The organism is Thalassorhabdus alkalitolerans (genome assembly GCF_042656525.1).
Lineage (GTDB): Bacteria > Bacillota > Bacilli > Bacillales > Marinococcaceae > Thalassorhabdus > Thalassorhabdus alkalitolerans.
In genome coordinates this window covers 1,273,790-1,288,521 of sequence record NZ_JBHSOZ010000003.1, presented here as the reverse complement: position 1 = coordinate 1,288,521, position 14,732 = coordinate 1,273,790, and the positions used below count along the sequence as shown (strand labels likewise).

The 14,732-nt window shown below is 40.8% G+C and carries 14 protein-coding genes; 11 read left to right on the top strand and 3 right to left on the bottom strand.

The features are described 5' to 3' along the window. Positions 1-4: 4 nt before the first annotated feature. From ACFPU1_RS09065 to ACFPU1_RS09035, 7 genes are all read left to right on the top strand, one after another. Positions 5-463 (top strand): flavodoxin domain-containing protein, encoded by a 459-nt coding sequence (locus ACFPU1_RS09065; RefSeq protein WP_385940300.1) that lies wholly within the window; start codon positions 5-7, stop codon positions 461-463. Further along, positions 450-1,013 carry a nitroreductase family protein gene (locus ACFPU1_RS09060; protein ID WP_385940298.1) on the top strand — a complete coding sequence of 188 codons (564 nt, stop codon included), beginning with the start codon at positions 450-452 and terminating at the stop codon, positions 1,011-1,013. The genes ACFPU1_RS09065 and ACFPU1_RS09060 overlap by 14 nt, the downstream gene beginning before the upstream one ends. Before the next feature lie 343 nt (positions 1,014-1,356). Then, the gene (motA, locus tag ACFPU1_RS09055; protein ID WP_054636318.1) at positions 1,357-2,172 is read left to right on the top strand and encodes a flagellar motor stator protein MotA; all 816 of its coding nucleotides are present in this window, start codon (positions 1,357-1,359) and stop codon (positions 2,170-2,172) included. Further along, the gene (gene motB, locus ACFPU1_RS09050) at positions 2,150-2,899 is read left to right on the top strand and encodes a flagellar motor protein MotB (protein ID WP_385940295.1); all 750 of its coding nucleotides are present in this window, start codon (positions 2,150-2,152) and stop codon (positions 2,897-2,899) included. Before motA ends, motB begins: the two co-directional genes overlap by 23 nt. A gap of 101 nt (positions 2,900-3,000) precedes the next feature. Continuing rightward, on the top strand, positions 3,001-3,585 hold the full coding sequence (locus tag ACFPU1_RS09045) for a TetR/AcrR family transcriptional regulator (RefSeq protein ID WP_385940293.1): 585 nt from the start codon (positions 3,001-3,003) through the stop codon (positions 3,583-3,585). Between the two features lie 88 nt (positions 3,586-3,673). After that, positions 3,674-5,050: an MATE family efflux transporter gene (locus tag ACFPU1_RS09040; RefSeq protein ID WP_385940291.1), complete on the top strand. Its 1,377-nt coding sequence runs from the start codon at positions 3,674-3,676 to the stop codon at positions 5,048-5,050. Positions 5,051-5,227: 177 nt separating this feature from the next. Then, positions 5,228-5,845, top strand: a complete 618-nt coding sequence (locus ACFPU1_RS09035) for a YpjP family protein (RefSeq protein ID WP_054636321.1) — start codon at positions 5,228-5,230, stop codon at positions 5,843-5,845. A gap of 65 nt (positions 5,846-5,910) precedes the next feature. Here the strand turns inward: ACFPU1_RS09035 and ACFPU1_RS09030 are convergent, their stop codons facing one another. Beyond that, entirely contained in the window at positions 5,911-6,393 is a 483-nt protein-coding gene (locus tag ACFPU1_RS09030) for a hypothetical protein (RefSeq protein WP_385940289.1), read from the bottom strand. Positions 6,394-6,622: 229 nt separating this feature from the next. Continuing rightward, the gene (locus ACFPU1_RS09025) at positions 6,623-6,916 is read right to left on the bottom strand and encodes an HPr family phosphocarrier protein (RefSeq protein WP_385940287.1); all 294 of its coding nucleotides are present in this window, start codon (positions 6,914-6,916) and stop codon (positions 6,623-6,625) included. A gap of 401 nt (positions 6,917-7,317) precedes the next feature. On the opposite strand from ACFPU1_RS09025, the gene ACFPU1_RS09020 reads away from it, so the two are divergent. The 4 genes from ACFPU1_RS09020 to ACFPU1_RS09005 all read left to right on the top strand — a co-directional run bounded on the left by ACFPU1_RS09020 (position 7,318) and on the right by ACFPU1_RS09005 (position 13,802). Next, entirely contained in the window at positions 7,318-9,678 is a 2,361-nt protein-coding gene (locus tag ACFPU1_RS09020) for a glycoside hydrolase family 31 protein (RefSeq protein ID WP_385940285.1), read from the top strand. 230 nt (positions 9,679-9,908) lie between these two features. Continuing rightward, positions 9,909-11,591, top strand: coding sequence for a glycoside hydrolase family 13 protein (locus ACFPU1_RS09015; RefSeq protein ID WP_385940283.1), 1,683 nt, complete (start codon positions 9,909-9,911; stop codon positions 11,589-11,591). A 121-nt stretch (positions 11,592-11,712) separates the two neighbouring features. Next, complete coding sequence (locus ACFPU1_RS09010; protein ID WP_385940281.1) at positions 11,713-12,639, top strand: EamA family transporter; 927 nt, start codon at positions 11,713-11,715, stop codon at positions 12,637-12,639. 110 nt (positions 12,640-12,749) lie between these two features. Beyond that, positions 12,750-13,802: a tetraprenyl-beta-curcumene synthase family protein gene (locus tag ACFPU1_RS09005; RefSeq protein WP_385940279.1), complete on the top strand. Its 1,053-nt coding sequence runs from the start codon at positions 12,750-12,752 to the stop codon at positions 13,800-13,802. A 46-nt stretch (positions 13,803-13,848) separates the two neighbouring features. On the opposite strand, the gene ACFPU1_RS09000 is transcribed toward ACFPU1_RS09005, so the two are convergent. Continuing rightward, positions 13,849-14,613 (bottom strand): DUF4397 domain-containing protein, encoded by a 765-nt coding sequence (locus tag ACFPU1_RS09000; RefSeq protein WP_385940277.1) that lies wholly within the window; start codon positions 14,611-14,613, stop codon positions 13,849-13,851. Positions 14,614-14,732 lie beyond the last annotated feature (119 nt).

Genomic DNA, 14,732 nt, shown 5'->3' with positions numbered 1-14,732 from the left:
TACCATGAAAGCGGCTGTTATTTACGCATCAGTGACCGGGAACACCGAAGAGCTGGCAGAAATGATTAAGAAGTATTTGGAAATGCGAGACATCGACGTAGTCTCTTATCCTTCAGCCCTCTTTCCATTATCACAGCTTCAGGACTTTCAGATCGTAGCAGTTGGGACATACACCTGGGGAAATGGGGAAATTCCCCGTGAAATGAGAGACCTCTATACTGCCTTTGAGGAATATGGAAGCAAGAAACTGACCACTGGGGTGTTTGGAACAGGCGACAGCTTGTTTCCGAGATACTGCGGAGCAGTCAATGAATTCCGGGACATGCTGTACGTATGTACGAATCTAGCCGTCACGTTAAAAGTGGAGCTTACACCTCAGAAAAAGGATGATCAGCGGTGTAAAAGATTCGTAGATTCCCTCGTAAAAAAACAAAGGGAGAGTGAAAGAAATGAGCGTTTTTGAACGTTTGGAAGCAAGGCGGGCAGTGCGAAGTTACATACCCAAAGAGGTAGAAAAAGAAAAAATAGAATCCCTGCTCTATGCAGCTACCCTGGCTCCAAATGATAGAATGAGAGAGCCGTGGAGTTTTTATGTGATACAGGGGAAGGCCAAGAAAGAATATGAATCTTTAGCTTATGAATATTTACAAGAACGTTTTCCAACAAAGCCAAAGCTAGTAGACAGTTCCATGAAAGCAGTGACACAAACGCCCGTCATTATTGTTGTCACATCAGACACTCTTCCAAAGGCGTCTGATTCTACAGACAATGAATATGCTGTGTGCTGTGCGATTCATTCAATGTGGCTTGCAGCTGAGGAACAAGGGTTAGGTTTTGTCTGGAGAACAAGGGGAGTTGGTCTTGTCCACGACGAACGTCTTCATCATTTTATAGGTTCGCCACAAGACAAAAAGGTAGTTGGAACAGTATTTTTAGGTTACCCGGAAAACAGCGAGGGAGCAGAAAAAAAGAAGCAGAGGACACCATTTGAAGAAAAAACCGTATGGTTATAACTATGGTGCCTGGCACCGGCAGGGGCTGTAACACAAAATCCATTTAAAGCCCTAGTATGAGCGAAAAATATATTACACCCGTTTATGGTGCCAGGCACCCCAAAAAGAAGTGTTCAATTTCAGAGAAATTGAACACTTCTTTTTGTTTGAGAAGATACCTTAAGAAAAGTGTTTTTATAACGATAATAATGATAGAGAATACAAAAGGGCTATGTTAAAAAGAGGGGGGATTTGGTGTGCACTGGTTTCAAAGGGTCAATAACAATCAGAGCTGAACCCAGCACACTTCCCGTTACTCTTACATTTTAACAAGGCTAATTTACTATAAAGCGGGGGAATAAAGATGGACAAAACATCTTTTATCGGAATTATTATAGCAATAGCAGCTATTGGAGTAGGGATGGTAATGAAAGGAGTAAGCGCGGCAGCCTTATTTAACCCGGCCGCGTTATTAATCATCTTTGCCGGGACTGCGGCAGCTGTCATTATCGCTTTTCCTATGTCAACTATCAAAAACGTTCCTACACTTTTTAAAATTATCTTTACACAAAAGAAGGGGCCTGACCTAAAGTCCCTCATCAACACCTTTACTGAAATGTCTTCTTTTGTCAGAAGAGAAGGTCTTTTATCATTAGAGCAGGAAATCGAGAAAACAGAGGATCCTTTTTTAAAGTCCGGCCTTAGGCTTGCCGTAGATGGACAGTCACCAGATTTTATTAGAGACGTATTAACAGAGAAGGTTTATGCCATGGAGGAAAGGCACAAGGAAGGAGCTTCTGTTTTCACACAGGCCGGTACTTACGCACCGACCTTGGGTGTTCTTGGAGCTGTTATTGGGTTAATTGCAGCTTTAGGATATATGGAAGATACGGAAGCATTAGGACATGCTATCGCAGCAGCATTTATGGCAACTTTGTTTGGTATTTTTTCAGGGTACATGCTGTGGCATCCTTTTGCTAACAAACTAAAAGAGAAATCTAAGAAGGAAGTGCAGGAAAAGCACCTCATTATTGAAGGGATTGTGTCTATTACCCATGGTGAATCTCCGATGGTCGTTAGAGATAAGCTGGGATCCTTTTTATCTCATTCCGAGTTAAAGAAATTAATTGAGAGTGAAGGAGAAAAGGAGGAAAACAGTGCGGAAACAGAAACAGCATAGTGACGAGCACGTTGATGAATCATGGTTAATTCCTTACGCTGATATGCTTACTCTCCTTCTTGCCTTATTTATTGTTCTTTTTGCAGCAAGTGAAATTGAGAGTGAGAAATTTCAGGAAATAGCCCAGGTCTTTCAATCTGAATTTACAGGTGGAGAGGGGATATTAGATAACGAACCAACTCCTCAAGAACTGCCAGTATCCTCATCAGACACTCAAGATAAAGAAAGTGATGGTCTGCCTGAACTTCGAGAGTTGGAATCATTAGAACAAGAAATTAACCAGTATATAGTTAGTAGAAATCTTGAAAATATGCTGGAAACTAATCTTACAGAAGAAGGTCTTCTCCTTACTCTGCTTGATAATGTATTCTTTGATACGGGGAGTGCCAATGTCAAATTGGAAGGAGCAGAGGTAGCGAGAGAAATTTCAGAACTTCTGTATACAGAGCCGACTCATGAAGTTGTGGTCAGCGGCCATACTGATGACCGGCCTATTTCCACCAGCGAATTTCAATCAAACTGGGAATTAAGTGTGATAAGAGCAGTGAATTTTATGAGCCTTCTTTTGGAAAATGATAAACTTGATCCCCTTCAATTCAGTGCCAAAGGTTTTGGAGAGCACCGCCCGATCGCAGAGAATGATAGTCCTGAAAACAAGGCGAAAAACAGAAGAGTAGAAGTATTAATTTTGCCTAACCAAGCAATAGATACTAATAGTGAGTACTAAGAAGACGTTTCTGAATTGAAACGTTTTTTTATTTTTCCTTTCCGCTCGCGGGTAACCTGTTATAATGTTAACGAACGATCGTTAACCGGGAGATGATAAGTGTGAGTGCCCAAAAAATAAAAGAAGCTGCCTTACGGTCTTTTGCCCAATACGGGTTTGAGGGAGCATCCTTAGCTGTCATTGCAGATGAGACAGGTTTAAAGAAACAATCAATATATGCCCATTTTGAAGGGAAGGACGATTTATTTCTGCAAACCTTGAAAAGTGCAGCAGAAAAAGAACTTCAAAAGCTTGAGGTTTTTTTGCAATCCCATTTTGAAGAGCCTCTTCACGATTTCTTATACAAAGTGTTATTAAATTACATTGATAGATACCGCAATGATTGTAATATGAAGTTTTGGCTGCGTGTGTCCTTTTTCCCGCCTTCTCATTTACATCATACGGTTATTGACTATGTCAACAAACACATCGCTAAAGTAGATTTACTATTCTTTGACCGTTTTTTGAAAGCTGTAGAGACAAATGAAGTAAGGTACCAGGACATTGAGTCAATGACCATGGCTTTTTCTGCTTTAATCGATTCTATATGTGTAGAGCTTGTCTACGGAAGCAAAGAGAGGACAGAAAAAAAACTGGAAGCCTCGTGGAGAATATATTGGAATGGAATTGCGGATAACTTTTCATAAGGAAGTTCTCACGCTGGGAAGAAACTTTTGCAAATAGTATATATAGATAAGGCCGGGGACCCGGCCGTTGGTAATGGAGGACGCAGGTATGTATCACGCCAAGTCTAGGAAAGACAAAATGGCATTATTTTTCACGATTTTCTGGCCGATTATGGTGACACAAGTAAGTTTTTTTGCGATGAATTTAGTTGATACGATGATGTCCGGTCGCGTCGGGACGGACGACTTGGCTGGAGTCGCAATGGGATCCAGTTTGTGGATGCCTATTTTTACTGGAATAAACGGGGTGCTGCTGGCTGTTACTCCTATAGTGGCCCAGCTCATAGGAAAAGGAGACAAGAAAAGCATAACAAACTCAGTGAATCAAGGTCTCTATCTATCCCTTACGTTAGCTATTCTTGTTATTCTCTGTGGAGTCATGTTTCTTCATCCTATCATCACATTGATGAACCTGGCCCCAGCAGTTGAACATATTACTTTTCATTATTTAGTCGGCCTGTCATTAGGTATTATTCCCTTATTTGCAGCGAATGTTTTACGTTATTTTTTTGACGCTCAAGGTTATACACGCATAACAATGATAATTACTGTCCTGGCCGTACCGTTTAATGTTCTTCTTAACTATGGATTTATCTTCGGTGGATTTGGTCTTCCTATGCTTGGTGGTATTGGTGCAGGCTATGCCACTGCTTTAACCTATTGGATTATTTTTATATTAAGCATATGGATGACGTTTCGAATGGAGGTCATCCGTCAGTATAAGCTGTTTGTAAAATGGGCGGTGCCCTCCTGGAAAGCCTGGAAAGAGCAGCTGGCCATTGGCATTCCGATAGGTCTGTCTATCTTTTTTGAAGCCAGCATTTTTTCTGTTGTCACCTTGTTAATTGGAACCATGTTTAGCACCGTAACTATTGCAGCACATCAAATAGCCTTTAGCTTCACATCACTTATTTTTATGATCCCGTTAAGCATTTCAATGGCCTTAACAATCGTTGTGGGCTTCTCCGTGGGAGGAGAAAGGTGGAGTGCAGCCAGGGAATACGGACGTTTGGGAGTGGTTGGGGCAATAGGAATCCTTGCCATTGGTTCAGTTTTCCTTTTCTTTTTACGTGAACCAATTGCTTATCTTTATACTGATGATCGTCCTGTTGTCACCCTTGCAGCCCAGTTTTTTATCTTCGCGATTTTTTATCAGATTTCTGATGCTGCCCAATCAGCTCTTCAAGGAGTGTTAAGAGGGTATAAAGATGTAAAAGTTCCTTTTATTACAGCTTTTGTTTCATACTGGATCATAGGAATTCCTTCCGGCTATCTCCTCGCTTCCTACACACCCTTGGGGCCTTTTGGTTTCTGGATTGGCATCACGATAGGTCTTACTTGTGCAGCAGCAGGATTTTTCATACGTTTAAGAGTTATACAAGCAAGGGCTGAACATCTGCCTGATGGTGAGCAAGCATTACCCTAGTGATGAACAGGATGTGAAGTCACTCCTTTTTCTAAAGAAGATTACATTTTTATGAATTTGAGAAGGCCTTTACCCAGCTCAACACAACCCTATGGTACAATTAAAAAAATTGATTCTTGGAAACTTTGAAATATATTGAGATTTTCAAAGAGATTTGGCACGAGGGGGGAATGAAATTTGAAGCTTTGGTTTAAGAAGATATCAGTTATCCTTATAACCTTTATGACTCTTGGTGTGTACATTCCTCCTACATACTTGGATTCCAGCTCATCTGCTTCAGCTAAAGAAGAGAAATCAGGCAGTGATGAGCAGCATTATTCTGTCGCTGAAATAGAAGAGCATTCGGAAATCATTGCTCAGGACTATGAAGAAAACATTGAAGTATTGGATGACGAGCATTTTATAGACATTATTGTTGAACAAGCGAAAGAACAGTCTGTAAAAAAGCTCGGTCCTAAAATTTTAAAGCAAGTTGAAGCTGACTTTATGACTGACATTCTCCCTAGTATTGAGAATGTTCTTAAAGACCTGGTAGAAGAAGCAGGGATGGAAGAAAGCAAATCCTATGTCATTACAGAAGAGCCTTCTCAAGGAAGCGGAGAAAAAATATTTAATGTGTATGATGATAAGAATAAAAAAGACATTGCCAAATTTCATGTGAGACGGGATCTTCGTCCTAAAGAAGGATATTGGTTTAATTTTCACTATCACTTACATGAAGATAACTTTGAAGAACACCATCAGATTGGAGACGTATACTGGGATAAAAACACTCCTCCAAAGTGGATGTCTTAACTGAAAGGACAAGCTGGCACATATAGCAGCTTGCCCTTTTTTTGTTTTATTACGGGTGAATTTATTTATTGCATTAATTGCTGGCAAAGCTGTTGAATTTGCTGAAGCTTTTGAGCTGCTGTTAATTCTCTCTGGGCAAAGCCCTGAAGCTGGTTTGGCATTTGCGTATCCTGTGAAAATGACTGCTGAAACTGACGTGCGTTTTGTCTTTCTGTTTGCTGCAGCTGCTGTGCCAAATGTTGGATTTGTTGAAGAGCTTGCTGAGACTGTCCGTTTTGAAACCCTTGTTGATTCTCATTGTGATTCATATGCTGAGAAGAACCAGAAGAAAAACTTTGCTGCTGCGGTGAGAATGTCTGATAATTGGAACCTTGTGCAGCCTGAGCGTTTTGCTGTCTTACTTCCTCCACATTTGTACCTGAAAAACCAGGCTGCATGGCTGATTGGGGATTGTGTTGAGTAAAGCTTTGGAATTGTGGAGCTTGCTGTCTTGAAAAGCCTTGCTGCATGTTTTGGGAATTTCCTTGCTGGTTAAATGGATGATTCATATATGAAGACCTCCTAGAATAAGATTCGTTTTATTTTAGGACATAATTTGTGAAATATACGACATAAAAAATGCTGCGTACTGAATAAGAAAAACACCTCCTGGACAGATACCCAGAAGGCGTATTTTTCATTTTCTTAGTTAACAGGCAGACAATTCATTTGCCACCGCGGGCCCACAGTAGCTTTTGACGTTCAAACCCACTAAGAAGTTACCTTTCATGATAGTTGTTAATTTAATAAAGGATAAGAAGAACGCTCTTCTGTAAAGATTTTCTTTTCAATAAAACCTTGCAGTAATGAAACTGCTTCTTGGGAATCCCTGCCGACTGCCCTTATTGTTATCTTATCCTGAGCTTTTAAAAAAGCAGAAGTGCTTATGAGGCTTTTACAATTAATGACTGTTGTGCTCGTTTCCAATACAATGTAGCTGTCAAATTGATTCGCCGTTTGCACAAGCTGCAGAATCCTTTCATAGCAGACTTTCTCTTTCCCTTCAATGTTAAGTGATGCAGATGCTTCCATACGATCCCTTCCTTTCAAAGGTAAATGTAAAAAACCAGCGGCTTGAAAGAGACAGTAAAAAGAGTAAAAGTGTGGCTTACTCCACACGTGAACCGGGGAAGCAAATTAACTGTTAGTTTTAGCAACAAAATTAACAGGTGTAAGTAATTATAAGCATAAAAAGATCAAGAGAGGGTTATTTCGTAAGGAAATATTCCAATGTTTTGGAATTTGGCAGGACTCATATTGACCAGGCATTGCCTTGAGATCCCTAAAATACATAAAGATTCTTCTTACATTTCATACAGTCCTTACCTGCCCAAATATGATTTTACTGATGTATTCACTTTATTTAACAGGATAATGGAATCGTGCAGAGAACCTATGTAGAGGATGCCAGATAAAAAGGAGTGGGCTTTTATATGGAGGATACAAGTTTTGCAATACATCCGGGGGCTAAAAAGAAAATAGCAGGAACAGCTTTTAGGGATATAGGCAATCTTATTTCTTATTCCCTCAGCGAAAATAAAAGCTTCATAGGGAAATGTGAGGCAGGGATGATCCAAATTCTTTTTTACAGGGACGATATTGTCAGAATCATGATGGATCACAAAAAAGAACCAACTTTATCTTCCAGTCATGCTGTCATTGCGGAACCAGAAAAAGTTGACCTAAGAGTCCACGATGAAGACTCGTATATCACAATTCAGTCACCTTTATTAACACTATTTTTATATAAAAATCCATGTCGTATTAAGGCTGTGGATAAGGACGGAAGGACTATGGTATCAGAAAAAGAAAAAGGAATGGGCCACAGTCCAGGAGGTGAAGTGATCTGTTATAAGGAAATGGATAGAGAAGACCATTTTTATGGATTTGGTGAGAAAACCAGTTTCCTTGATAAAAGAGGAGAGAAAATGACCATGTGGAATTCAGATGTCTTTGCTCCTCACAATCCTGAAATTGATGCTTTATATGAATCCATCCCATACTTTATGACAGTAAATCAGGGAAAGGCGTATGGCATTTTCTTTGATAACACCTATAAAACTACTTTTGACATGAAGACCTATAAGGAAACGTATTCTTTTTCGGCAGAAGGCGGGCTCATCAATTATTATTTGATGGCTGGGCCAGAGCCAAAGGACGTGATTACCCAGTACTCCTATTTAACTGGCCGCATGCCCCTGCCACCCAAATGGGCGATAGGATACCATCAGTCCAGGTACAGCTATGAAACAGAAGAAGAGGTAAGGGAACTGGTTAAAAATTTTAAGGAAAAGCAAATTCCATTAGATGCGGTTTACTTAGATATTCATTATATGAATGGATATAGAGTGTTTACCTTTGACGAAGAACGTTACCCGGATCCAGGCAAGTTAATGAATGATTTGAAAAAAGAGGGCATTCATGTTGTGCCCATTGTGGACCCTGGAGTCAAAACAGACCCGGAATATCCGTCCTATCTGGAAGGTGTGAAAGGAGACCATTTTTGCAAGTACGTAGATGGAAAAATGTATAACGGGGATGTTTGGCCGGGAAACAGCGCGTTCCCAGATTTCACAAATGAAAAAACTCGTAAGTGGTGGGGAGATAAGCACGATTTTTACGTGGACAAGGGAATTGAAGGTATCTGGAATGATATGAACGAACCCGCCGTTTTTAATGAAACAAAAACAATGGATACTGAGGTCATGCATGGAAACGACGGCGATCCTAAAACACACAGGGAACTTCATAATGTTTATGGACTGCTGATGGGGAAAGCGACATATGAAGGAATGAAGGCCCAGTTGAAAGGGAAGAGGCCCTTTTTACTAACCCGTGCAGGGTATTCGGGAGTGCAGAGGTATGCAGCAGTTTGGACGGGGGATAATCGAAGTTTTTGGGAGCACCTTCAAATGGCATTGCCCATGTGCATGAATCTAGGAGTCTCCGGGGTCCCTTTTTGCGGGCCGGATGTAGGTGGATTTGCTCATGATGCTACGGGCCAGTTATTAGCACGATGGACACAAGTAGGAGCCTTCACTCCTTTTTTCAGAAACCATTCAGCATTAGATACCGTAAGGCAGGAACCATGGAGCTTCGGGGAAGAAATAGAAGATATCGTAAAAAAATATATAGATCTTCGATATGTGTGGATGCCCCACCTCTACACTCTTTTTAAAGAAGCAAGTACTACAGGCATTCCGGTAATGAGGCCCTTATTTTTAGAATACCCGGAAGACAAGGAAACCACCAACCTGTCAGATGAATTTATGATCGGTGACTCTGTCATCGTTGCTCCGATTCTTCAGCCTGACAAAAATCACCGAGCCGTTTATCTGCCTGAAGGATCCTGGATTGATTATTGGACAGGCGAGGAATACCGAGGATCCGATTATCATCTTGTAAAAGCACCCCTTGATAGACTTCCTATTTTCATTAAAAAGGGTGCAATCATTGCTCTTGGAGAGAAAAAAATGTCGACTGAACAGAAGGAGGAAAAAATTACTTTTCACATTTATCCTTCTTCAAATGGCGGAGAGTACTATTTTTATGAAGACGATGGAAGTACATTTAATTACAGGGAAGGAAAGATGTATGAAGGCGTTTTGAGGTATCAGATAATTGGAAATGTTATTGATCTTACCTTTGAAACAAAAGTAAATGCTTATGAGCCTGACTTAGAAAAAGAAGTAGTTATACACAGCGGGGATGAAGAGTTAACGCTAAGGATTAATGGAGAAGAAAAAGGAAATACAGATGGGCGCTCTCGTATGATTAAAGCCAGCCTGCTGTAAAATATTTATCGGAAGGCCCCTTTTCAGGGCTTTCCGGTATTTTTTATGTATGAATAACCTTTTATGGGGCTTTACTCTTCTTAGAATTAGGTAATGTGAGGTTTTCATTCTGTACATAAATTGGTATAACTGGGAGGAGTCCTCACCACGTTTTGAAGCTTTAGCGTGTCTGTTTTCCAAAAATAAAATAGAATGATTTCTTTCATACTTTTAGCTAGGAGGAATGAGAAATGACCCAAACACCCTGGTGGAAAAAAAGCGTTGTATACCAAATTTACCCAAGAAGCTTTAATGACAGCAACGGAGACGGAATTGGAGACATTCCGGGAATGATTCAGAAGCTTGACTACATAAAGGAATTAGGAATTGATGTTATCTGGCTTTCCCCCGTATACGATTCCCCAAATGACGATAATGGTTACGATATACGAGATTACCAGGCTATCATGGATGAATTTGGAACCATGGAGGATTTTGACCTTCTCCTTCAGCAAATTCATGAACGGGGCATGAAGCTTGTAATGGATCTGGTCGTCAACCATACTTCTGATGAGCATGAATGGTTCATTGAGTCACGCTCTTCTGCAAAAAGTCCGAAACGGGACTATTACATTTGGAAAAAAGGAATAGACGGAAGAGAACCAACCAATTGGGCTTCCAATTTCGGTGGTTCTGCGTGGGAGTATGATGAAAATACAGAGGAATATTATCTTCATTTATTCAGTAAAAAACAACCGGACTTAAATTGGGAAAACCCACTTCTTCGTGAAGACATATATGAAATGATGAAATGGTGGCTGGATAAAGGGGTAGACGGCTTTCGAATGGACGTCATTAACTTTATTTCAAAAGACCAGCGCTATCCCGATGGAGAGGTAAAGCCTGGAAACAAGTATGCCTCCGGATCAAGCTACTTCAGAAACGGCCCAAGAATTCATGAGTTTCTTCAGGAAATGTATACGAAAGTTCTGTCCCACTATGACACCATGACGGTAGGAGAAATGCCGGGAGTTGGAGTTGAGGAAGGAAAGCTGTACACAGCCGAAGAAAGAAAAGAGCTTAATATGGTTTTTCATTTTGAGCATATGGGTCTTGGTGACGGAGAACATGGGAAATGGTCAGCCCTTTCCTGGAAGCTTACAGATTTGAAGAGAATTATGACAAAGTGGCAAAAAGGGCTGGATCAAAAAGGGTGGAACAGTCTTTACTGGAACAACCACGATCAGCCTCGGGTGGTATCAAGGTTTGGTAATGATAATGAAAAATTTCGTGAGAAGTCTGCTAAAATGCTGGCAACCTGCCTGCATGGAATGAAAGGCACTCCCTATGTGTATCAAGGAGAAGAAATAGGGATGACAAATGTGGCTTTTCCGACAATTGAGGATTATGAAGACATTGAAACCTTGAATTGGTATAAGGAGCAAAAAGAAAAAGGTATCGAAGAAGCAGAAATGATGAGAGCTATTTATGCCAGGGGGCGGGATAATGCCCGTACACCTATGCAATGGAATGACAGCAAGCACGCAGGGTTTACTACTGGAGTTCCATGGCTGCAAGTTAATCCAAATTATAAGAGGATTAACGTAACGAACTCTTTAAACGATCCTCATTCGGTTTTTTACTATTACAAAAGCCTAATAGAATTAAGAAAAAAGGATGAAACAATTGTTCATGGGAGCTATCATTTGCTTCTTCCTGACGATGAAGACGTGTATGCCTACACTAGAACTTACAAGGACGATATGCTTCTTATCGTTTGTAATTTCAGCTCCTCTGTTCAGACGCGTTCGTTTAGTGAGCTGGGAGAAAGGAAAGTAGATCGTATTCTTTCAAATGAAGATTCTAAACAAACGTATTCCTTAGAAAACGTGGAGCTCTCACCCTATGAGGCCTTTATTTATCGACTGACATAACATTCGTGGAAAGACTATGGCAAGGAATGAGTGCCATAGTCTTTTTGTAAATAAAATTACCTCTGTTATTCACTTCATGATAATCTTGTTAGTATGACAGTCAGGGGAAGGAGAAAAATATATGACTAATCGTCTGGCTTATTTTGCAGTAATGCTAGGGGCAGCTTTATGGGGAAGCACTGGTTTATTTGTACAAAACTTGTATACATATGGTTTTACTCCCTGGGAAGTTGTGGCAATTCGCTTGCTTTTTTCAGCTCTGCTGATAACACTGGCCTTAGGAATATACAGACGGGATCTGCTTAGGTTTCAGTTAAAGGATATCCCGCTTTTTATTGGTACTGGCATTGTCAGCATTGCCTTCTTTAATTATTTCTTTTTTACTGTAATGGAGGCTGCGTCTGTGTCGCTGGCTGTTGTTCTTTTATACACGGGCCCGGTTTTTGTAGCAGTCATGGCTCGTTTTATTTTTAAAGAGCCTTTCACCGTGACCAAGGCCCTGGCTCTACTTGTTATGGTCCTTGGCTGTGCTTATACAGTAGGAATGCTTCCTCTGGGTTCTGAAAGCATAGGGATTATGGCCATTCTTTTTGGTATTGCTTCCGGATTTTTTTACGCCTTGTACAGTATTTTCGGGAAATTTTTAAGCGGACGATACCACTCTCTGACCATCACTGCATACTCTTTAATTTTTGGCTCTGTTTTTTTACTTTTCACAAGCCCCATTATGAGTAAAGCACACTTATTAACTGAACCAGGAGTTCTTTTAAATGGACTTGGTTTAGCTTTGTTTGCTACTGTTTGTGCTTATTTTCTTTATACAGCGGGTTTAACATATATCGAATCAAGCAGGGCTGCCATCCTTTCAATTATTGAACCGGTAGTGGCAATTGCCATAGGTGTTCTTGTGTTTGGAGATATTCTTTCTGGGTGGCAAACGGTTGGTATTCTTCTGATTTTTGGAGCCATCGCCTTGACAGTGTATGGAGACGTTCTCTTTAACATGGCGTTTCCACGCGAAAAAAAGACTAGAACGTTAAATGAATAAAGAGGGAACTGTTTGAGGAACAGAGAGAAAGAAGCTATTCCTGCGTTATGGTAATACCTGTATGTAGTCAGGGCATAATACTTTTAAAGGAGTATAAGGAGGTTATTACTTTGAAAGTACCGACTACCCCTTGGACTCTGCTGTCTAAGGTTTATAAAGAAGTGCTCCCCGACGTTCGTTTATGTTTAGGAAGCTGGAGGCAGCGGGCCATGGAAATCCCTAATAATGAATTACGAACCCAGGCCCTGTCCAGTTTAACGGAAAAAGCCTTTCATTGTGAAGGCGGAGCAGTTTACGGGTTATTGGCAGGTGAAGAAAGAAATAAGATTATAACATTTATTGTAGCCTATCAAACCATCAGTGATTATTTAGATAATCTCTGTGACAGAAGCACTTCATTAGATGAAAATGACTTTAGAGCACTTCATCAGGCTATGTATCATGCGCTAAGTCCAGGAGCAGAACCTGTGAATTATTATAGGTATCGTGAAGATCAAGATGACGGTGGGTATTTACAAGCTCTTGTTTCGACATGCCAGAGTGTGTTACGAGAACTCCCTGGATTTCCAAACGTACAAAAAGCGATGCACCATCTGGCGAATTATTATTGTGATTTGCAAGTGTTTAAGCATGTGGAGCCTGAGAAGAGAGTGGATCTGCTGGAGAGCTGGTTTGCCGATCATAAAGACGACTTACCTTCTATGACCTGGTACGAGTTTTCAGCATGTGCAGGTTCAACGTTAGGGATATTCTGTTTTGCAGCTTATGCTGCAAAAGATCGTTTAAGTCACGAAGAAGTATCCCAGCTGAAAGCAGGATATTTTCCGTGGGTTCAAGGTCTTCATATTCTCCTTGACTATTTTATTGACCAGGAAGAAGACAGAATGGAACAGGATTTAAACTTTGTTTCTTATTATCCAAGTGACGAAGAAATGGTTAAGAGAATGAAGCATATTAAAGAAAAGGCAGAAGAAAGTATTCGAAACCTGCCTGACTGGAAGTTTCACAAGCTCATTAATAAAGGCCTTATTGCTATTTATCTGGCCGATAAAAAAGTACAGAGGGATAAGGAGATTAAGAATAAAGCGAAACAGTTTATTCGTTTTGGAGGCCTTCCCACTCTTTTCTTTTATCTAAACAGCTGGGTATTTCGAAAAGCATAAAGAAAATGCTGTCAGGTGAATATCACTTTGACAGCATTTCTCTTTTTTAAGGCTGTATAATTAGCGTTTCCAGTCTCGGAGTCCCTTCAGCCAATCCCATGGCAGTCACTGAATAAGCCTGCCCTCCACTGAATTGCAAATTACGCAGAGTCATGACCGGGACCGCAGTTCCGGCAGAACGAACTTCAAGCGTGTAAGAGCCGGGAGAGAGTTCAGCGTACTCCGTAACCTCACCAAAAGTTACATCACTGAAAATAACTTCTCCCTCTTCATCAGTAATGTCTACAGCTGGTGCGTCTGGAGAGAGATGCCAAAACCTGACCATGGCAGCATCGGCAGGAGCTTCCTGAGCCTCTGTTACCTCATAAAAGTCCAAGTTGTCTAGCGTTCCTCCAACCGCAAAGGTGTAGTGTTCATCCCCTTCTAATGAAACAGCTCCGCTTAAAACTGGTGTTTCTGTCTGTCCTGCCTCATAAATCTCAATTTCATGCTCTCCTTCGGGGAATGTAAGGTACCTGCTTAAAATTTGATAAGACACATTATCAAAAACCTGCTCTCCATTCACATATACATCAATGGCCGGGGTACCAGGAGAAGCGTGAAGGAACCTTACTAACGCTTGGTCCTGTCTTCGTTTATGGTCAAAAGAAGGACCTGGAATCCCTTGCGTTTTGGCCATTAACTGCTGCATACATTGAAAGTGCAGCTTGTAGTAGTGAATATGCAACCGTGGATCTCTGTACTTATAAAAGTCTGCCATGAGGTTATAACAAAGGCACTGCTGCACAAGAGACGGGTGAAAGGGATACATAAAAACACTCCTTTGTAAAAGAATTGCCCAGAGTAGCATATGCACAAAAAGTGAGGAAGTGTTTCAAATCCCAAAAGAACTTTTTGCATGAAAAGGAAAGGAACAGGCACACTATAGGA

Bases quoted from the DNA above. Each gene is read 5' to 3' on its own strand.
- ACFPU1_RS09030 (WP_385940289.1), bottom strand. From the start codon at position 6,393: ATGAATCATCCATTTAACCAGCAAGGAAATTCCCAAAACATGCAGCAA.
- ACFPU1_RS09025 (WP_385940287.1), bottom strand. From the start codon at position 6,916: ATGGAAGCATCTGCATCACTTAACATTGAAGGGAAAGAGAAAGTCTGC.
- ACFPU1_RS09060 (WP_385940298.1), top strand. From the start codon at position 450: ATGAGCGTTTTTGAACGTTTGGAAGCAAGGCGGGCAGTGCGAAGTTAC.
- motA (WP_054636318.1), top strand. From the start codon at position 1,357: ATGGACAAAACATCTTTTATCGGAATTATTATAGCAATAGCAGCTATT.
- ACFPU1_RS09000 (WP_385940277.1), bottom strand. From the start codon at position 14,613: ATGTATCCCTTTCACCCGTCTCTTGTGCAGCAGTGCCTTTGTTATAAC.
- ACFPU1_RS09010 (WP_385940281.1), top strand. From the start codon at position 11,713: ATGACTAATCGTCTGGCTTATTTTGCAGTAATGCTAGGGGCAGCTTTA.
- ACFPU1_RS09015 (WP_385940283.1), top strand. From the start codon at position 9,909: ATGACCCAAACACCCTGGTGGAAAAAAAGCGTTGTATACCAAATTTAC.
- ACFPU1_RS09065 (WP_385940300.1), top strand. From the start codon at position 5: ATGAAAGCGGCTGTTATTTACGCATCAGTGACCGGGAACACCGAAGAG.
- ACFPU1_RS09040 (WP_385940291.1), top strand. From the start codon at position 3,674: ATGTATCACGCCAAGTCTAGGAAAGACAAAATGGCATTATTTTTCACG.
- ACFPU1_RS09020 (WP_385940285.1), top strand. From the start codon at position 7,318: ATGGAGGATACAAGTTTTGCAATACATCCGGGGGCTAAAAAGAAAATA.